20 protein-coding genes are annotated in these 19653 nt (G+C 50.0%); 5 read left to right on the plus strand and 15 right to left on the minus strand.

Annotation, left to right across the window (positions count from 1 at the left end; genetic code table 11):
- Positions 1 to 147: 147 nt before the first annotated feature.
- Both ACSTTG_RS17800 and ACSTTG_RS17805 read right to left on the minus strand, forming a co-directional pair.
- On the minus strand, positions 148 to 2031 hold the full coding sequence (locus ACSTTG_RS17800) for a M48 family metallopeptidase (protein WP_438475735.1): 1884 nt from the start codon (positions 2029 to 2031) through the stop codon (positions 148 to 150).
- A complete protein-coding gene (locus ACSTTG_RS17805) occupies positions 2031 to 2633 on the minus strand; it encodes a LemA family protein (RefSeq protein ID WP_438475736.1) in 603 nt (200 codons plus the stop codon). Before ACSTTG_RS17805 ends, ACSTTG_RS17800 begins: the two co-directional genes overlap by 1 nt.
- A 373-nt stretch (positions 2634 to 3006) precedes the next feature.
- Between ACSTTG_RS17805 and trhP the strand changes: the two genes are divergently transcribed.
- Together trhP and ACSTTG_RS17815 are read left to right on the plus strand one after the other, a co-directional pair.
- Complete coding sequence (gene trhP, locus ACSTTG_RS17810; RefSeq protein ID WP_438475737.1) at positions 3007 to 4404, plus strand: prephenate-dependent tRNA uridine(34) hydroxylase TrhP; 1398 nt, start codon at positions 3007 to 3009, stop codon at positions 4402 to 4404.
- A 1-nt stretch (position 4405) separates the two neighbouring features.
- Positions 4406 to 4663: a YfhL family 4Fe-4S dicluster ferredoxin gene (locus ACSTTG_RS17815; RefSeq protein WP_438460248.1), complete on the plus strand. Its 258-nt coding sequence runs from the start codon at positions 4406 to 4408 to the stop codon at positions 4661 to 4663.
- A gap of 128 nt (positions 4664 to 4791) precedes the next feature.
- On the opposite strand, the gene ACSTTG_RS17820 is transcribed toward ACSTTG_RS17815, so the two are convergent.
- Together ACSTTG_RS17820 and mepA are read right to left on the minus strand one after the other, a co-directional pair.
- The gene (locus tag ACSTTG_RS17820) at positions 4792 to 5109 is read right to left on the minus strand and encodes a hypothetical protein (RefSeq protein WP_438460247.1); all 318 of its coding nucleotides are present in this window, start codon (positions 5107 to 5109) and stop codon (positions 4792 to 4794) included.
- Positions 5110 to 5398: 289 nt separating this feature from the next.
- Positions 5399 to 6259, minus strand: a complete 861-nt coding sequence (gene mepA / locus ACSTTG_RS17825) for a penicillin-insensitive murein endopeptidase (RefSeq protein WP_438460246.1) — start codon at positions 6257 to 6259, stop codon at positions 5399 to 5401.
- Positions 6260 to 6489: 230 nt separating this feature from the next.
- On the opposite strand from mepA, the gene ACSTTG_RS17830 reads away from it, so the two are divergent.
- Positions 6490 to 7479: an aminoglycoside phosphotransferase family protein gene (locus ACSTTG_RS17830; protein WP_438475738.1), complete on the plus strand. Its 990-nt coding sequence runs from the start codon at positions 6490 to 6492 to the stop codon at positions 7477 to 7479.
- Here ACSTTG_RS17830 and ACSTTG_RS17835 read toward each other — a convergent pair.
- The 7 genes from ACSTTG_RS17835 to queA form a co-directional block, all read right to left on the minus strand.
- On the minus strand, positions 7476 to 7967 hold the full coding sequence (locus ACSTTG_RS17835) for a GNAT family N-acetyltransferase (protein WP_438475739.1): 492 nt from the start codon (positions 7965 to 7967) through the stop codon (positions 7476 to 7478). The genes ACSTTG_RS17830 and ACSTTG_RS17835 overlap by 4 nt on opposite strands.
- 52 nt (positions 7968 to 8019) lie before the next feature.
- Entirely contained in the window at positions 8020 to 8976 is a 957-nt protein-coding gene (locus ACSTTG_RS17840; protein WP_438460243.1) for an endonuclease/exonuclease/phosphatase family protein, read from the minus strand.
- A 103-nt stretch (positions 8977 to 9079) separates the two neighbouring features.
- Positions 9080 to 10027: a protein translocase subunit SecF gene (secF, locus tag ACSTTG_RS17845; protein ID WP_438475740.1), complete on the minus strand. Its 948-nt coding sequence runs from the start codon at positions 10025 to 10027 to the stop codon at positions 9080 to 9082.
- Positions 10028 to 10041: 14 nt separating this feature from the next.
- Positions 10042 to 11898 carry a protein translocase subunit SecD gene (secD, locus tag ACSTTG_RS17850; protein ID WP_438475741.1) on the minus strand — a complete coding sequence of 619 codons (1857 nt, stop codon included), beginning with the start codon at positions 11896 to 11898 and terminating at the stop codon, positions 10042 to 10044.
- Positions 11899 to 11919: 21 nt separating this feature from the next.
- A complete protein-coding gene (yajC, locus tag ACSTTG_RS17855) occupies positions 11920 to 12249 on the minus strand; it encodes a preprotein translocase subunit YajC (protein ID WP_438460240.1) in 330 nt (109 codons plus the stop codon).
- A 103-nt stretch (positions 12250 to 12352) separates the two neighbouring features.
- Complete coding sequence (gene tgt, locus ACSTTG_RS17860) at positions 12353 to 13501, minus strand: tRNA guanosine(34) transglycosylase Tgt (RefSeq protein WP_438460239.1); 1149 nt, start codon at positions 13499 to 13501, stop codon at positions 12353 to 12355.
- A 162-nt stretch (positions 13502 to 13663) separates the two neighbouring features.
- A complete protein-coding gene (gene queA, locus ACSTTG_RS17865; protein ID WP_438475742.1) occupies positions 13664 to 14716 on the minus strand; it encodes a tRNA preQ1(34) S-adenosylmethionine ribosyltransferase-isomerase QueA in 1053 nt (350 codons plus the stop codon).
- On the opposite strand from queA, the gene ACSTTG_RS17870 reads away from it, so the two are divergent.
- Together ACSTTG_RS17870 and ACSTTG_RS17875 are read left to right on the plus strand one after the other, a co-directional pair.
- Entirely contained in the window at positions 14696 to 14893 is a 198-nt protein-coding gene (locus tag ACSTTG_RS17870; protein ID WP_438475743.1) for a hypothetical protein, read from the plus strand. The two genes, queA and ACSTTG_RS17870, sit on opposite strands and share 21 nt — an antisense overlap.
- A gap of 107 nt (positions 14894 to 15000) precedes the next feature.
- A complete protein-coding gene (locus tag ACSTTG_RS17875; protein ID WP_438460236.1) occupies positions 15001 to 15438 on the plus strand; it encodes a CBS domain-containing protein in 438 nt (145 codons plus the stop codon).
- A 54-nt stretch (positions 15439 to 15492) separates the two neighbouring features.
- Here the strand turns inward: ACSTTG_RS17875 and ACSTTG_RS17880 are convergent, their stop codons facing one another.
- The 4 genes from ACSTTG_RS17880 to ACSTTG_RS17895 are packed head-to-tail and all read right to left on the minus strand — an operon-like array spanning position 15493 to position 19592.
- Entirely contained in the window at positions 15493 to 16113 is a 621-nt protein-coding gene (locus ACSTTG_RS17880) for a CDP-alcohol phosphatidyltransferase family protein (protein WP_438475744.1), read from the minus strand.
- Positions 16103 to 16753 (minus strand): ATP-binding cassette domain-containing protein, encoded by a 651-nt coding sequence (locus ACSTTG_RS17885; protein WP_438460234.1) that lies wholly within the window; start codon positions 16751 to 16753, stop codon positions 16103 to 16105. Before ACSTTG_RS17885 ends, ACSTTG_RS17880 begins: the two co-directional genes overlap by 11 nt.
- Complete coding sequence (locus tag ACSTTG_RS17890) at positions 16719 to 18431, minus strand: ABC transporter permease (RefSeq protein ID WP_438475745.1); 1713 nt, start codon at positions 18429 to 18431, stop codon at positions 16719 to 16721. Before ACSTTG_RS17890 ends, ACSTTG_RS17885 begins: the two co-directional genes overlap by 35 nt.
- Before the next feature lie 9 nt (positions 18432 to 18440).
- Positions 18441 to 19592: an ABC transporter substrate-binding protein gene (locus ACSTTG_RS17895; RefSeq protein WP_438460232.1), complete on the minus strand. Its 1152-nt coding sequence runs from the start codon at positions 19590 to 19592 to the stop codon at positions 18441 to 18443.
- Between the last annotated feature and the right edge of the window lie 61 nt (positions 19593 to 19653).

The following is a 19653-nucleotide window of genomic DNA, read 5'->3' on the forward strand; positions in this document are numbered from 1 at the left end:
GGGATAGAGGCGGGGTACGGGTTGACTCGCAAATAACGGCTAACTTCAAGCAAGCCAATGTGAAAGTTCAACAGCCCCTAATCAGCATCATTCATAATCGAATATAAAAAACGCCAGCGATGATCGCTGGCGTTTTACTTTGTGAAGCTAGAGCGTCACAGTGAGTGGCGGCTCTGGTACTTCCAAGAAACACGCTATCACTCGGTACAATTCTCCCTCTGCGACGGTGATTTTGCCGTTAGACTCGATGGCTAAACGACACGCCTTGACGAACTCGCGTCGTTGAAGGGGTTTAAGTTGCAGCAACAGCTCCAATGCAGCACGACTTAAGCGCCAGTTGTTATTTGGTTCAACTAGCGTGGTTTCTGCAAATCCAAGCGAGGTGAGCGAGGTGTTAAACGCTCGTTGCGCGCCCTCTCGTTCTGAATGAGTGACCCAAGCTAATTCTCTTAGCAGCCAGTGAACGCTTTCTTCGAGTTGTTTTAAGGTCTTGTTGTGGCGAGTGGAAGCCAATGATGCAATGAGCTGCTTTTCCAGCAAGTTAATGATGCACCATTCACCCAGTGAGTAGTAATTATTGGTTTTAGACAATTCTCGCAGAACTTCGCAAAATCTGGCTTTCTGACCCTCACCCATTGATTTAAGCGCAGGGATAGAAAGCTCGAGTAGAGGAAGCCTCAAGTGCGTTGGTAAATCGTAATCCAACCACGGCAATAGTTTGGCATGCGAGGCTATTGAAATATGACCTTTGATCATCTCACGTTGTATGTCACTTCCGTCAAAGATGAGTAGGAATGCAATAAAACGAGAACTGTAGGGTTCACGTGCAATGTCTAGCAAGTCTTGAGGTAATTGACTAATAAGCTGTAAACCTGTTTCACATAGCTCTGCGGACGTTGGGGCGACCCCTTGTGTTTCATGGCCGCGAGAACCAACGTCGGCATTAGACGCAAATCCACTGACTTGTTCACTTGCAAACGCTGAAGCGTTGCTGTGACTTTTGCTCAAGAAGCTGCCATCCCAAGTAGGCTCGATACGACGGATTCGCTCTTTCAAGGGTGGGTGAGTAGCGAAGAGGCCGTTGAAACCATACAAACTACTTTGGCCAAACATCATGTGGCTCATTTCGCCGCTCTCTTGCGCATTCAGGCTAGAGCCAGATGCGTGAGCGCCAATCTTCTTCAGAGCACCTGAAATACCTTGATCATTGCGCGTAAACTGCACCGCACTCGCATCCGCCAAAAACTCGCGTTGTCGTGAGATAGCGGCTCTGATCATTGAGCCAAATAGAGTGCCGGCCCAACCTACCACGACACACACCATCGCGATCAATAAAACGACTATGATGCCTTTATTATCAGAATCAGAATCAGAAGATTTTGATTTTTTGGATGGGCGGCTTGGATGGCGCATACTGTCGAGAACTAGGTGACCCAATTCCGCAATACAAGTAATACCGAACAAAACACCAATCAAGCGGGTGTTCAAGCGCATATCGCCATTTAGTACGTGGCTGAACTCATGGGCAATGACGCCTTGCAGCTCATCACGAGAAAAGCTGTCTAGCGCACCTTGAGTCACACCGATGACGGCATCATCAATGCTCATGCCTGCTGCGAAAGCGTTTATACCACGCTCTCCCTCCATAACATAAACAGGAGGGACGGGAATGCCAGATGCAATTGCCATCTCCTCGACTACATTAAGCAACTGACGATGTTTTGTGTCCGTCGTATTCGAGGAAATAAGTTTCCCGCCAATACTCTCAGCAACGCCGCGACCGCCATTGGAAGTAAGCTCAGATAAGCGGACCTTCGAACAGAGTGCGATAATCAGTGCCACGCCTGTAAAACACAACAAGGTATAACCGATAGCGGTTAGTTCATCATACGGTTCCCCAGTGACTACGTAATAGATAGTAATCGACAAAACGCTGACCGAACTAGCGATAATGAATACTGCTAAGGAAAACAGGAACACCAAAAGCCCAGTACGCTTACGCGCGCTATCTTGATGATCAAAAAAGTTCATTAGAATTCAACCTTAGGCGCTTCCTGGATTGCTTCACTATCGGCAAACTCCAGCAGCTCACCGTCTTGGAAGCCAAACATATTGGCAAACAAAACCGTTGGGAAACTCTGCTTGTAAGTGTTGTAACTAGTCACAGTATCGTTAAAGGCTTGGCGAGAAAACGCAACCTTATTCTCTGTACTGGTCAGCTCTTCCTGTAGCTGAGTCATGGTATCGTGGGCTTTCAGCTCTGGGTAAGCCTCAACGACAACATTTAACCTACCGAGTGCATTTTGTAGCATTCCTTCAGCTTGTGCCAGTTGGCTGATAGCCGCACTGCTGTCTGGCGCATCACTTGCTGCTTTCAAGCCTGACATCGCTTGGTTACGCGCTTTGATGACCCCCTCAAGGGTTTCTTTTTCATGCGCCATGTAGCCTTTCGCGGTGCTAACAAGGTTTGGGATCAGGTCGTAACGACGTTTTAGCTGGATCTCAATCTGAGCAAAGCTGTTTTTGAAGCGATTACGTTGGGTCACTAGTTTGTTGTAAATACTGACCACAAACATCGCGATAAGCAAAACGATAAGTAAAACAATGCCGATAAAAATAAGGAGTGAAGTCATAGTTAGTTCCATATTTGTGAATATACCGGAGCGTTATATAGGTACATGAGATATATAGCAAATTTGTTCTGTATCGCATATTTATTGGTGCGGATAAGATCTAATTTAGGGCGCCGACAAACAATGAGAGTCCGAATATAAATCGAACCAATCCAGCCACTCTTTCAACTACGTGGATGGCGCTTGATAAGGGCCTTTGCACGCTGTGGTGAGTTCCTTTTTCAGGGAAGGGCTGCGCAAGCCCTGAGTTCCTTCACCTCTCCGCTCACTTCAATTGCTATACTTTTAGCGCTATCTCGCGTAAAATTTGCGCCCCGGATCCCATTGGGTGGGATCGGCCTGACTTGTGATCAGAAACTAGAGAATTGAAGCAATGACAACTCAAACCCCTTTTGTACCGGAGCTTTTGTCTCCAGCCGGTAGCCTTAAGAACATGCGCTACGCGTTCGCCTATGGAGCGGATGCCGTTTATGCAGGCCAACCTCGTTACAGCCTACGCGTACGTAATAACGAGTTTAACCACGAGAACCTGAAAATCGGTATCGATGAGGCGCATGCGCTGGGTAAAAAGCTATATGTGGTGTGTAATATCCAGCCACATAACTCAAAGCTAAAGACCTTTATCCGCGACCTTAAGCCTGTGGTAGAGATGGGCCCCGACGCGCTGATTATGTCTGACCCTGGCCTTATCATGATGGTGCGTGAGGCGTTCCCTGAGATGCCTATACACCTGTCGGTTCAAGCAAACGCGGTCAACTGGGCAACGGTTAAGTTTTGGGCAACCCAAGGGGTTGAGCGCGTGATCGTCTCGCGCGAGTTGTCATTAGAAGAGATCGAAGAGATCCGCAAAGAATGTCCAGAGACTGAGATCGAAGTCTTTGTCCACGGCGCGCTCTGTATGGCCTACTCGGGTCGCTGCCTACTATCTGGTTACATCAACAAGCGCGATCCAAACCAAGGTACCTGTACCAACGCGTGTCGTTGGGAGTACAAGGTTGAGCAAGGCACCGAGAGTGACTCTGGCCAGATCGTTGAAAAGTACACGCCAGAAGCTCAAGCGATTGAAGTTGCCGATGAGCGCCCTGAGACCACCATTGGTCGCGGTAAGCCAAGCGACGAGGTCGTACTATTGTCTGAGAGCCATCGTCCTGAAGAGAAGATGGCGGCGTTTGAAGACGAGCATGGCACCTACATCATGAACTCTAAAGACCTGCGTGCTATCCAGCATGTAGAGCGCCTGACAAAAATGGGTGTCCACTCGCTGAAGATTGAGGGTCGCACCAAGTCGTTCTACTACTGTGCACGTACCGCTCAGGTTTATCGCAAAGCCATCGATGATGCCGTGGCTGGTCGCCCGTTTGATGAGTCTTTGATGACCACCCTAGAGAGCCTAGCCCACCGCGGTTACACTGAAGGCTTCCTGCGTCGTCACACTCACGATGCCTACCAAAACTATGACTACGGCTACTCTGTCTCTGATACACAGCAGTTTGTGGGTGAGTTCACTGGCAAGCGCCGTGGCGCGATGGCTGAGGTTGAGGTGAAGAACAAGTTTGTGGTTGGCGATACGCTTGAGCTTATGACGCCAAAAGGCAACGTAGTGTTCACCCTAGAAGCGATGGAAAACCGCAAGTCAGAAGTGATTGACGATGCTAAAGGCAACGGTCACTTTGTCTATATCCCTGTGCCAGAGGACTTGGATCTCGATTTTGCCCTGCTGATGCGCAACCTAGACTCAGGTCAAGATACTCGCAACCCAACGGGTAAGTAATATGGCTCTGCTGATCACCGATAAATGCATCAACTGCGATATGTGTGACCCTGAGTGCCCGAATGGTGCTATCACCATGGGCGACTCGATCTTTGAGATCGACCCGGTGTTGTGTACCGAGTGTAAGGGGCACTATGACAAGCCAACTTGTCAGTCGGTGTGTCCAATCACTAAGTGCATTATTACCGATCCCAACCATGTTGAGACCGAAGAGCAGCTATTGGAGAAGTTCGTCATTATCCAAGGTCTTGCTGAATAATTGCAGGCGCTCAAATAGAAAAAGGCTCATCAAGGATGAGCCTTTTTTGTACCTGCCCTGCGTCATTTTCTGCTAATCGTTATCGATAGGTCGGCTGGTGACATAGTTTACAGATTGATATGAACGACTTATGTACCAGAGACGCTCTTTGCAATCGGAAATATGTTGCAGTAGAGCTCTTTTTCATACTGATGCTCAAGCTGCTCGCGCCAATTCACCGCATTGCTCACTGGCAGCAGAAAAAAGTCCTCGCGAGACATATCTGTCACGAACGCAAAGCCGTGTTGCATCATCTCAAAGTGAACATCATGCACAAACCCCATGGTAAAGCGGGTCCGTCCCGTCAGATGGCTGACATCCTTTCTCGACATTGTGATGGCCTTGGTCTCGTTTCCGTAACGCGCCTTCAACCACCCAGCAAATTCTTTTGCACAAACCATAGTCATGGGATTGTCCTCAAGTTAATGAATCGATAGGAAGTAAGCCTTGCCTGCCTATCAACTCCTCACCTAATTCACCTTAATCGATAACTGCTTCTCTACCTGGCCATTGTTAGATATTTATAGCGGTCAAGTCACGGGGTCAAAATACCGACCCATGGGCTCGCCGTATGGGGTAACAGAGTTAAACAATAAGGTGCTGATTTTCTCGTTTCATTTTAACATTAGGAAATGATCGAAAATTTCTCCACGGCAAAATTGTCTCTAATTTGAACACCTTGAAATATTTTTTTACTCAGTTGCCCGCGATCAATGCCTGGCACTGGGGCGGCATGATCTTTTTATAACCACGCTTGGGATCTTTTTTCGCGGTTGACTTGGGGCGAACTACCGGTACTGACTGGGGGAACCAACTGTCAAGCTCAGCCCCACAACCACTGCCCTGCGGCGGTGGCCGCTGGGCGCGACAGTTATGACTTCCCTCCGGGCAATGCAGGCGCACATGCATGTGATAATGGTGCCCCCACCAAGGACGCACCTTACGTAGCCAATCCTTGTCCTCTCCAGCCTCTAGACACAACTGCTTCTTTATCACAGGGTGAACAAAGATACGCGCCACTTGCTTGCTATTGGCCGCCGTGCGAAACAAAGTCAGGTGCGAGGGCTGCCAGTGCTCTGATTGAATCGTGTAGTAATCCAGGTCAACTAAACTGACTGGCTGAGGCGAGGCAAGCTGCTCTTGCTGCCAAGGCTTGGCGTTCATCTGCAACCAAATATCAATATCGAGACCGGTTTGATGGCTGGTATGGCCGGAAGAGAACTGCCCGCCACGTGGCAAGGACATATCCCCGACCAGCAGACTTAGCTGAGTCTGCGCATAGACCTGCTTGGCCAGAGACTCAACAAAGCCCACCGCCTCAGGGTGAGCAAAATTACGCCGCATTTGACTGCGCAGCACCTGATACCCTTCCCCATCCACCGGCAAGGCCTTAGCGCCGATGACACAACCGTTCGCATAGGTGCCGATAGACTGCGCTGGGTCGCTGGTTGGTGAGATAGCCAACTCCCAAGGAGAGGCATTACTATATGAAGCAAAGAACAGCAAAGACATAAACGCAGAAAAAACCAATAACCATCCACTAGCACGCTTATCCATCGTCCCCTCCTTGGCCTATGACGATTCGGTAATGTTCCCTTATCATAGTCGCTGACGACGTTAAGTGCGGTGAAGATAACTGCGACATAGACTGCTTTGCTTATTAATGGGGGTAGCGCATGGGCAGTCCATCAGCGTAAATCTTTATTGGCAAGCAAGCATCGTCTCTAGCGGGTGATCCTCATATCAGCGTATAATCATCCGACTACGCTATATATTAAAGGCCTGTCATGACCTCCTGCTACCAAAACTTCCTCACCCCGATTGGCCTGCAAGCAATCAGTGATGCTGAGTTGATTCAACCATTGTGGAGTGGTTATGGTGAGTTAGTGCGGCAAAGAGTGGCAGGCGAAAGTTCAAGCGTTGTGATCAAACACGTAAAGTTACCCGAAGAGCGAGTCCACCCACGCGGATGGAATAACCCACGTTCACATCAGCGAAAACTGCGCTCTTACCAGGTTGAATCAAATTGGTATCAGCACTATTGCCAAGATATCGATCCTCGTTGCCCTACACCGCGCTCACTGCGCACATTTTCCACCAGAAGTGAGTGGCTAATGATCATGGAAGACCTTGCTGTTAAGGGCTTCAGTGTCACGAGCAGCACTCAGTCAACCGAGCCTCAGCAGAGTGCTTGCTTGTATTGGCTGGCTAACTTTCACGCTAAATATATCCATCATCATCCAAATCAACTCTGGCCATCGGGGACCTATTGGCATTTGGCTACTCGCCCTGATGAACTCGCCAGCCTGGCGGATTCACCCCTCAAACGAGCAGCACCAGCACTGGATTCTTGCCTCGCTCATGCTCCGTTTCCAACCCTTGTGCACGGCGATGCCAAGCTGGCTAACTTTTGTTTTACGCCAGATGGCACACGCGCAGCAGCGATCGACTTTCAGTATGTCGGCAAAGGATGTGCAATGAAGGATGTGGCTCTATTTATGAGCAGCGCTGTGCCACCCGAGCAATGTGCATCGCAAGAGCAGCCGCTACTCGATAGCTACTTTGCTCATTTGCGCGATGCAATTCGCCACTATCAACCCGACCTCTACCCTGATGCCGTTGAGCAAGCCTGGCGGCCACTCTTTGCTATCGCGTGGGCCGACTTTCAGCGCTTTATCAAGGGCTGGAGCCCGGAGCATTGGAAGATAAACCCTTATACCGAGGAACTTACTCGGCGGGCTTTGCAGCAATTAGAAGCGTATCAAGACGACAATTAACGCTTAACCCTCGCCATGTAGTAAGTACTTACATACTCACCATCACGAAAACATGAGCACTGCGCCTCACCCTCGATTTCAAAGCCAAACTTTTGATAGCAGGCGATGGCGGCTTGGTTGTCGCTGTTAACTTCAATTTGCACGCGTTTGATTTGCAGCCAGTTATCCGCTAAATCGAGTACCGTCTCAATAAGCTTGCTCGCGATGCCAAGGCGATGAAACTGGTCATGAACACCGATCCCAAAGGTTGCGCAGTGGGCAGTGCGTGGGTTTTGTGAGTGCTCAAAGCCGATGTTACCTACTACTCGGCCATCAATCTCAGCCACGAAGGAATACAATCCCGCGGGCATCGATTCTAGGCGCTGCTGCCACATCACCGGGGATGGATGGGGCAACTGCAGGGTATGGCGTTGAGCCTGAGGCTGAGAGTAGATATCACACAGAGCCGCAGCATCTGAGGTTAAGCTAGGGCGAATAACAATTTCCATAATACAACCAAATTTCCTTACCTTTCTTAACCTTATACCTAACTCAATCGGCTTAATCAATCGACAATGTCATACATACTGAGGCGTGATCGGAGGCAAACTGGTCGTGACTAAAATCCGGCGATACTAGGTGCTGGTCATAAACGCTCACTATCTCGACTTGAGCCTGACGTAGGGCACTATCAGGAACACACGCTTGTGAGACCAAGATATAGTCGATGATATTACCTGTTTCACCGTAGTAATGGGTTGCCGGGCGCTTGCCATCTAGCGTGCGCTGCAAAAGATAGCTATCGGACAGTAGTCCACTCTTGGTTAAGCAGGCTAGCTCGGGTTGTGCCAAGTCCTGATTGAAATCCCCCATCACGACACAGGCTCGCGCAAATTGGCTTTGCATATTTTCTACATAGTGAGTGAGTACTTGCGCTTCACTTCCGCGTTGCATGGTAGACATCCAGCGCCCCATCTCCCTCGCTTGCTCAGCCAACTGCGCTGACTGGTCTTGATTGACCTCTAGCATCGCTCGCTTGGATTTGAGATGAACCACGATAACATCGAGTAGGCCAAGCTTGGGCGTCACAATCGTGCAGTGCAAAGGGACACGACTAAAACGAAAGCCAGCCGGCATTACCCCAATATGACCAGAGCCAATCTGGCCAGCAATAACACATTGACGCTCAACGATAGGCAGACGTGAGGCAAGCGCCACAGGTGGATGCGAGTAGACGTAATCAGACTCGATGACCGGCTGAGATAAACAAGCAAAATAGGGGTAACCTAATCTAGCGCACTGAGCCTTGAGCTCGGCTGGGCTAAACACCTCTTGAAAGCCAATAATATCGGCATTCAACTGCCTGATATGCGTATCCAGCCAACGCTGCTTTGCCTGCCACTGCTGCTGGTCATAGATATTATCAAACTGGTAATAGGCGTTCGGCGGCGCTAAGTAATTGAGCAAGTTCAGCGTGGCGATACGCAGGGTGGTATCGCCGCTAGCGGTATATTGCAAGGGAGCTCCTTGATGCTAAAACCTTCCTCTAGCCTACAACAGATAGAAAAAAACCGCTGCGTTTGGCAGCGGTTTTTCAATTATGTATCGAAAGACAGTGAGCTTACGGCAGTTCGTCGAGCTCTTCGCCTTCTTTATCGATCTGTGGTGGCATAAGGTGTTCTTTTTGAATACCCAGTTTCAGCGATAGCGCCGATGCCACGTAGATAGATGAGTAAGTACCCACAGTGATACCTAGCAGCAATGCCAGAGCAAAGCCGTGGATCATCGCCCCGCCAAGGGTAAACAGCGAGATCACCACAAACATGGTGGTACCCGAGGTGATCAAGGTACGGCTCAAGGTTTGAGTAATTGAGCTGTTAATAACCTCAGCTGGCTCACCCTTACGCATTTTGCGGAAGTTCTCACGGATACGGTCAAACACAACGATGGTATCGTTGAGTGAGTAACCGACCACGGTCAGAAGTGCCGCTACGATAGTGAGGTCAACCTCAACCTCAAGCAATGAGAACACGCCCAAGGTTATGATCACGTCGTGCGCCAGGGCTAATACAGCGCCAGCAGCAAGACGCCACTCAAAGCGGATCGACACATAGATCAAGATACAGATCAATGACACCAAGATTGCAAGGCCACCAGCCTCAGTCAGCTCATCACCCACGTTCGGGCCAACAAACTCGATACGACGCATCTCAACGTCTTCACCGGTACCGGTTTCAATCGCGGTCAGGATTTGGTTGCCCAACATCTCACCCGACATATCATCGCGTGGACGCAGACGCACCATCACATCGCGCGCAGAACCAAAGTTCTGCACAGTTGCATCGCCAAAGCCTTGTGCATCAAGCGCTTCACGGATCTCCTCTAGATTAGCCGGCTGATCAAAGCCGACCTCAATCAGAGTACCACCGGTGAAATCCAGGCCCCAGTTAAGCCATTTGGTAGATAGCGTAGCAAATGCCGCACCAATCATTAACACAGATAAGATGAAGGCCATCTTAGACCAACGCATAAAGTCGATGGTTTTATCTGCTTTTAGAATCTGAAACATACTAATTCCCAGCCTTAGATCGACAGTTTGCTGATACGCTTGCCGCCGTACAGTAGGTTAACCACACAACGTGTGCCTACAATAGCGGTAAACATTGAGGTCAAGATACCAATCGACAGTGTCACGGCGAAGCCTTTAATCGCACCCGTACCCACAGCGAATAGGATAATCGCAGTGATAAGCGTGGTGATGTTGGCATCGGCAATGGTACTGAACGCGTTGGCATAGCCTTGGTGAATCGCTTGCTGAGGATTGCGTCCATCACGCAGCTCTTCACGGATACGTTCAAAGATCAGCACGTTAGCATCGACCGCCATACCGACAGTCAGAACGATACCGGCGATACCTGGCAGCGTCATGGTTGCCCCTGGGATCATCGACATTACACCAATAATCAATACCAGGTTTACGGCTAGCGCTGCGTTAGCAATCACACCAAACTTACGGTAGTAGAACAGGGTAAACAGCATTACTGCGACCATGCCCCAGATACACGCCTGAACACCCATATCGATGTTCTGCTGACCCATAGATGGGCCGATGGTGCGCTCTTCAACAATCGAGATTGGTGCAATCAGAGCACCCGCGCGCAGCAATAGCGCCAGGTTGTGCGCTTCAGCAGCAGAGTCAATACCAGTGATACGGAAGCTACGACCAAGAGCCGACTGAATCGTCGCTTGGTTGATCACCTCTTCGTGCTTAGTCAGGATGACCTTGCCTTCTGGTGTCTTGCGACCACTGTCTTTGTACTCAGCGAATACCGTTGCCATCAGCTTACCGATATTCTGGCGCGAGAACGCCGACATCTTGTTGCCACCTTCACTATCAAGCGAGATGTTTACTTGAGGACGACCGTACTCATCCACGCTTGAGCTCGCATCGGTGATGCTTGAGCCGCCAAGGATAACGCGTTTTTTGACCACAACAGGACGACCATCGCGATCTTGCTTCACCTCACTACCGGCAGGCACGCGACCTGCTGCAGCGGCGGCGAGATCAGCCTGATTATCGACTTCACGGAACTCCAGCGTTGCGGTTGCACCAAGGATTTCCTTAGCACGCGCCGTGTCTTGAACACCCGGCAGCTCAACCACGATACGGCTGGCACCTTGACGCTGTACTAGCGGCTCAGCCACACCCAGTTCGTTAACACGGTTACGCAAGATGGTGATGTTCTGCTCAACCGCGTAGTTGCGGATCTCTTGCAGACGCGTCTCGTTAAAGGTAGCCACCAAGGCAAAACGACCATTTGAATCAGAGTCGATAAAGGTCATGTCTGGGTGGTTAGACTCAAGAACGCGCTTAGCATCAGCCAGTTGTTCACCATCACGCAGCAAGACCTCAACCGTGTCTTTGCCTTGTGGGCGAATCGCGCGGTAGCGAATACGCTCATCACGCAGTTCAGTGCGGAACGCTTCTTCTTGTTGTGAGATAAGACGAGCCATTGCTGCATCCATATCCACTTCCATTAGGAAGTGCACACCACCGCGCAGGTCGAGACCCAGCTTCATCGGTGCAGCACCAATCGCTTCAAGCCAATTTGGTGTCGCTGGTGCAAGGTTTAACGCAACGATATTATCGCTACCCATTGCCTGTGCGACGACATCACGCGCGCTGAGCTGGGTATCGGTATCATTGAATCGAACCAGAATGGATCCATTTTCTAGGGCAATGGATTTATGAGAGAGTTGCTCTTCTTCAAGAGCACGAGTGACAGCATCCAGCGTTGACATATCTACAGAGGCACCACGTGCCCCTGTAACTTGAATAGCCGGATCTTCACCGTAAATATTAGGAAGTGCGTACAAGGCCGCAATTGCGATGGTGAAGACCACCATCAAGTACTTCCATAATGGATAACGGTTTAACACAGCGAGGATCCTTATGCTGTTTTATAGAGACTTGATGGTGCCTTTAGGTAGCACAGCAGTCACGAAATCTTTCTTGATCACAACTTCGTTATTAGCGTTTAGCTCAAGCGCGATGTAATCGTTGTCTTCAGCGATTTTAGTAATTTTACCCACTAGGCCACCGCTGGTTAGTACCTCGTCGCCTTTGCCCATCGACGCCATAAGGTTCTTGTGCTCTTTCACGCGCTTAGACTGTGGGCGGTAGATCATGAAGTAGAAGATAACCGCAAACATACCTAGCATGATTAGCATTTCGAAACCGCCGCCTGCTGGTGCGCCTTCTGCTGCTGCGTGAGCTTGAGAAATAAACATAAACTGTCCTCGTTATTTTTTGTAGATAATCCAATCACATTGGGTAACGCCACCTTATTTTCAAGTCACAGCGTGGTTAAAAACAAGGTGGCGTCACAAAATCTTATGAATTTTCCGCTTCTAGCTTACCAAGAGAAGGAACCTCTTGGTTGCGACGAGCGTAAAACTCTTCAACAAACTGGTCGAAACGATCTTCTTCAATCGCGCGACGAATGCTCTCCATCAGGCGCTGGTAGTGGCGCAGGTTGTGGATCGTATTCAGGCGCGCACCCAAGATCTCGTTACAACGGTCTAGGTGATGCAAGTAAGACTTCGAGTAGTTCTTACAGGTGTAGCAATCACACTCTGGATCGAGTGGCGTCGTGTCCGTCTTGTGCTTCGCGTTACGGATCTTAATCACACCGCCCGTCACAAACAGGTGACCATTACGCGCGTTACGCGTTGGCATTACGCAGTCAAACATATCGATGCCGCGGCGCACACCCTCAACCAAGTCTTCTGGTTTGCCGACACCCATTAGGTAGCGTGGCTTATCCTCTGGAAGCTGAGGTGTGGTGTGCTCAAGCACGCGGTGCATCTCTTCTTTTGGTTCACCGACAGCAAGACCACCAACAGCATAACCGTCGAAACCAATCTCAGTTAGGCCTTTTACCGACACATCACGCAAGTCTTCGTAAACACTGCCCTGAACAATACCAAATAGGTTGTTCGGGTTGTCTAGCTTATCGAAGTGGTCGCGTGAGCGCTGTGCCCAGCGCAGTGACATCTCCATCGATTTCTTCGCTTCATCGTGCGTCGCTGGGTATGGCGTACACTCATCGAAGATCATCACGATATCAGAGCCAAGGTCTTTTTGGATCTCCATCGACTTCTCAGCGTCCATAAAAATCTTGTCACCGTTTACCGGGTTACGGAAGTGCACACCCTCTTCGGTGATCTTACGCATCGCACCTAGGCTGAAGACCTGAAAACCGCCTGAATCGGTCAGGATAGGACCTTGCCAGTTCATAAAGTCGTGCAGGTCACCGTGCATCTTCATGATCTCTTGACCTGGGCGCAGCCATAGGTGGAAAGTGTTACCTAGCAGAATTTCTGCACCGGTCTCTTTCACTTCCTCTGGCGTCATGCCTTTTACTGTACCGTAGGTACCCACTGGCATAAAGGCTGGGGTTTGCACTGTGCCACGCTCAAAGGTCAATTGACCACGGCGAGCATGACCGTTGGTTTTCTTAAGTTCGTACTTTAACTTCACGAATCCTCCAATTGTCAGAGAAACAGTCTGACGGTTAAATTAGGCCAAAGCCTGCTAAGGAGTGGTCGCTTTCCATGCGAGATAACCGGCTCTAGCCTCTACCCTAGCCTACTGCTAGCACTCGTAAACTGTGCGCAAGATTACGCGCTAATTATGACAGTTCTAGTTGGTCTTTTTCTCGATAAACATAGAATCGCCATAACTAAAGAAGCGGTACTGATTGTCCACCGCGTGCTGATACGCCCGCATGGTGTTCTCGTAACCGGCAAAGGCACTCACCAGCATGATCAAGGTCGACTCTGGTAAGTGGAAATTAGTGATCAAGCAATCGATCAATTGGAACTGATAGCCTGGGTAGATAAAGATCTCGGTATCGCCAAAGAAAGGCACCAGCTCTGTGCCATTTTTCACTGCGTCTTGAGCAGCACTCTCAAGTGAGCGCACTGAGGTGGTGCCTACTGCGATCACGCGGCCGCCGCGTGCTTTAGTGGCCTTGATGGCATCCACCACCTCCTGCGTCACCTCAACATACTCAGCATGCATATGGTGCTCAAGCACATTATCGACCTTCACTGGCTGGAAGGTACCGGCGCCAACGTGCAGCGTCACGTAGGCAAGCTCAGCGCCTTTGGCCTTAATCTTGTCGAGTAGCACCTCATCAAAGTGCAGACCCGCGGTTGGCGCAGCCACTGCGCCTGGCTTGGCGTTGTAAACCGTTTGATAGCGCTCTTTATCCGAGTCTTCATCAGGACGGTCGATGTACGGCGGCAGCGGCATATGACCGACTTGCTCTAGGATCTCAAGCACGGTTTTGTCGGATTGAAACTCAAGCTCAAACAAGGCGTCGTGACGCGCCACCATCAGTGCTTGATACTCATCGCCTTCACCGAGCAGAATCGTTGAGCCAGGTTTTGGTGATTTTGAGCAGCGCACATGAGCAAGGATACGCTTGTCATCCAGCATGCGCTCCACCAGCACCTCGAGCTTACCACCAGAGGCCTTGCGACCAAACATACGCGCTGGGATCACTCGGGTGTTATTGAACACAATCAAGTCGCCCTCGCGCACTTGCTCGAGTACATCGGTAAAGGTTCCATCGGTCAACTCACCACTATTCCCGTTCAGCTGCAGCAAACGACTGGCCGTGCGCTGTGGGTTAGGATAGCGAGCAATCAGCTCATCTGGGAGCTCAAAATGAAAGTCAGATACTTGCATGGGAAAATCTTCTACCGTTGGGTTAATCGTCAAGCGGGTTTGTCGCAGCAGCGCAGTATACAACAAGCGATGGGGGATATCACCCTCTTAGCTTGCGCTAAGTCGAGTAAAAAAACCGCACTGTCAGGGCATGTCGAGAGGATTAATTCAACGCCTAGAACGCGTGAATTTACCTAGCTAGCAGCAAGTTGATACAAATCATCTTCGACGCTGTAAAAAACGAACTAGCTCTCAGTTCTTGGCATTTAAACTGACTATATTTAAAGAAAAACAAGGAGACCGGTATGATAAAGGTTGAAGATATGATGACGCGAAGTCCGCATACCCTGCTGCGTTCGCACTCTTTGTCTGATGCGCGCGATATGATGAGCGCCCTAGATATCCGCCATATTCCCATCGTGGATACCGACCGCAGCCTGCTCGGTATCGTCACCCAACGCGACGTCCTTGCCGCGCAAGAATCCAGTCTACTCAATGGCTCTGCGCAACTCTCTTACACCGCAGAGACGCCTTTACGCGAGATCATGCACACCAAGCTGATGACAGTTACGCCACAGGCTGGACTGAAGGAAAGTGCCAAATACATGCAAAAACATAAAGTCGGCTGCCTTCCTGTGGTCGAGAACAATCAGTTAATCGGCATCATTACCGACAGTGACTTTGTCGCTATCGCGATTAACTTGTTAGAGCTACAGGAAGACACTGAACTGGATCAGCTTTGAGCGCAAACTAGGTAAAGGCCCTCATTATCATTCCATCGAGGGCCTTTATTGTCATCACGGTTCAGATGGCTCGGTGAGCGTGTGAAAGCCCGAGTAGATGCGAGTGAATGTGGTGAAAAAACACAGCATCGCAAACACGTAGGCAATATGAGCAAAATATTGTGGCAGTAAACACATCAACACAAAGCAAGCGATGGTCTCCGTTCCTTCCGTCAACCCCGCCATGTAATAGAGCGACTTCTGTTTGTATACAGGATTGCTGATCCCGCGCTTGCCTGCCATTACGGCAAAAGCGAGGAAACTTGAGCCTGTGCCCATAAAAGAAAAGATCAACAGCGCGCCCGCTACGGCGTTCGCTTCCGGGTTGGCCAGAACAAACCCGAACGGAACCATAGAGTAAAAAACGAAGTCGAGGCTGATATCGAGGAAGCCGCCGGCATCAGAAATGCCCTGCCTTCTGGCTAATGCCCCGTCCAAACCATCGAATATCCGATTCAAGGCGATGAACACTAACCCAGCGATGTACCACTCGAAGGCAAGCAGAGGCAGCGCAATACAGCCTAAAACAAAGCCTGTAATCGTGACTTGGTTAGCCTTGATCCCCATTTTATCCAGCAAGGTGGCAAGCTGAGCCAAAGGCCAGCGTATAACTTTGATACTTAAGCTATCCAGCATGATTGTCTACCCAAGGCCAGTTCAACATACGACTTCCTGCAGGAACGTCCTGTTCATCATGTGTCACCATCACGGTTGGAATATTTGCCTGTGCCAGTTGTTCGAATACCCAGTCTCGGAACTGCTCACGCAACATTTTGTCCAGCTTACTGAAAGGCTCATCGAGCAGCACCACCTTAGGTTTGGCCAACAGCATCCGGGTCAAACTGATACGCGCCCGCTGTCCACCGGAGACTTGCTCGGGAAAGGAGTCTGCCAGTGTGAGTAAAGAAATATTTTCCAGAGCTTGCATGGCTCGCTGCTTACGCTCTTCCCCTTTCACATTATCAGGAATGGCAAATGCCAAGTTCTCCCAGATAGTGAGGTGAGGGAACAGCAGATCATCTTGAAATAAGATCCCAACTCGGCGCTGATGAGCACTGAGCTTATCTAACACCACATCATCAAGCAGTACTTGACCTTGATACTCAAACTCATCAGAAAGGTGACCAGCGATGACATCAAGCAGCGTCGATTTCCCACAACCACTCGGGCCCATTAAAGATAGGACTTCACCAGGCAAAACCTGCAAATCTAATCCGGTAAACAGTGCCTCACCTTCCTTTTTAAGAATGGTGAGTTTTTTTAGACACAGACTCATTAATTATTGAACCTTTGAACATTTGAAACTTACTTCGCCACCGAGTTGCTCGACTCAGGGTGATGGCAAAAACAAAAAACAGCAGCGGCAACAAAGCCTGCCAAAGCGCATAGATCGCCGTGACGCGTCGGTCAAAGCCACTCGATAAAGCCACTGCCTCGGTGGTCAAGGTACTGATGCGTCCCGCACCGAGCATCAAGGTTGGCAGGTATTGAGCCAAACTCACACTGATCCCAACCGCCCATGCAAACGCAATCGCCGAAAACAGTTGCGGCACCTTAACAGCAAAGAATGCTCTCAAGGGGGTTTTACCCAAGCTCAATGCCACCCGAGTAAAGCCCGGGTTATAGGCCCGCCATGGACCGTCAAGCGCAAGGTAGATAAATGGAAAGGCAAAAAACATATGCGCCCAGCAGACCCATAACCAATAATGCTGTCCCCCGACGAATAAGGTCATCATCTGAAATCCAAATAAGATTGATAGCTGAGGGATCAGCATCGGCACCGCGATCAAATACCCCGGCACTTGCCAGCGATACTTAATTCGATACTCGTGAGCGATGATGGCAAACAGCAGTGCCACACTGGCAGAGATAAGCGCTAGCGTCAGGCTTTGCTCAACGGTCGAGACAATGCCTGACCACTCATACTGCCAAAACCTTAAGCTGTATCGCGTCGGAAAAAAATCAGGAAAGCGCCATCGCTGGGCAACACTCCAAATAGCAGTAACAGGAATGATCAGACTACTGATAGCCACCATGGTAACAATCAAGCTAACACCGGGCAGTTTCAGCCCTGACCGTCCTGAGGTTTGCCATTGACGCAGGCCTTTTGTGATAACCCATTCTATCGCACGGACCATAGCTATCATGATACCCGCGAGCAAAAACAACACACAGGCCCCTGCGGACGCTCGAGGCAGTAAGGTTAGATCGGGATCATTGAACCACTGCCATACCAAAACGGAAAACGTGGGTGGATTGGTAGGGCCTAATATCAGTGCGACATCAACCACCGACAACCCATATGCCAGGACAGCCAAGATTGGAAAGCGCATTTTGACCAGCCACTGGCTAAACATGCACTTCCACCAAAACTGATAGCGTTGATAACCCAGCGATTGGCACACCTTGTGCGACTTTTCTGTATTGAGCTGCTTTAAGACTGGAATGCTCATTAGCAGCAAAAAAGGCACTTCCTTGAGAGTCAGCATGACAATCAGGCCTAAACCGTAAGGGTCTTGAACAAGGGTGGCAAACCCCTGCACACCGGCTCCTGTCAGGTCAATACCAAACAGCTGGAAAAAGGCTCTTACCCCCAGGCCAGTAGGTGCAAACAGAAAGGCAAAACCGATCGCGTACGCCACATGAGGCATCGACATCAAGGGGGATAAACACCACTCAACACGTCGCCAGCCCCTTCTCCCCCACAGGCGCTGCAGGATAGAAAAGGTCACAAGACAGGTGAGTATCGTGCTAAATAGCGAGGTCACAAATGAGAGTAGCAGCGACTTACCAACCCCGTGCCATGCCCATACTTGAGCAAAGCCAGCTAGCGAGAACGTGTCTAGACCTAGCGGTGGAATATAGCTTAATGACGCGATCGTCACGCCCAATAAGCCAGGCAGTGTGGGTAGCATGCAAATCGCTACCACAACAAAATACGACAGTCTTAACATAGTGTTCGGTTATCGCCCATAGCGTTTGAACCACTCCTGCTCAATGGCAGCCTGCCAGCTTGGGTGCGGCTCAGCGATGGATTGATAATGCTGAGTATTGGCCGCACTGCCTGTAAGATGCTTCACCTCCAGAACAGATGGGTCGCCCCAGATATTGAGATCCCCCTTGCGCGATTGCGCCTCAGGGCTTAGCAAGAAGTTGATCGCCACCAGCGCCCCCTCCCTTGCTGTTGCATTCCAGGGAATGGCAAGAAAATGAATGTTGGATAAGGCTCCCGACTCAAAGGCGTACGCTTGAGTGGTTTCAGCCAACTGGCCCGATGCCTGCGCTGAATATACCGCGTTTGGATTGAAGGTGATCGCAAGGTCTAGCTGGCCGTCATCGAGCAAACGGATCGTCTCTGAGGTGCCCGCCGGGAACTGACGGCCGCTGCGCCAGGCGACCTGATGGAACTCATCGAGATACTGCCACATTGGACTTGTCACCTGGTCAAAGTTCGCCTCGTTGACTTCTTGGTACAGCGCGGGGTGATGGTTAGACAGCTCAATCAGCAGTGCCTTAAGAAAGCTTGTGCCATGAAACTCTGGTGGCTTAGGGTAGCTGAGGCGGTTTGGAAATGCCTTGGCGTAGCTTAGCAGGTCGCTAAATGATTTGGGTGGGTTATTCAGCTCGTATGGGTCATGAATAAACACCAACTGGCCAACTCCCCACGGGGCCTCAAGGCCTTCGGTCGGCTCTGAGAAGTCAACATCAATCGGTAGCGTTTTGTCCACATACTGCCAGTTTGGCAACTGCTCGGTGAAAGGACCAAACAGTAGCTGATTGTCTTTCATTGATTTGAAGTTTTCACCGTTGATCCACACCATATCAACGCTGCCACCGGTATTTTTTCCGACCGCCTTTTCTGCAATCAGGCGCGGTGTCGTCTCGGCAATATCCGTAACTTTGACATGATGCAATTTCACCCCGTAACGTGAGCTCAGCTCTTTTCCTGCCCATTGAATGTAGCGATTGATCTCTTGGCTTCCACCCCAAGCATGAAAATAGACGGTTTGTCCTTGAGCTTTCTCAGTGACTTGTTGCCATTCAATTTCTCCAGCTGAAGTACCAAAAGACAGCACTGCAAATAGAGTCAATATCTGATTGATTTTATTATTCATAAGTTTGACATTCCATTTCATTACCACCGCCTAACTCATTTAAGCGTTAACCGAGTGTAAC

It is taken from the genome of Vibrio glycogenivorans, assembly GCF_051660965.1.
GTDB lineage: Bacteria > Pseudomonadota > Gammaproteobacteria > Enterobacterales > Vibrionaceae > Vibrio.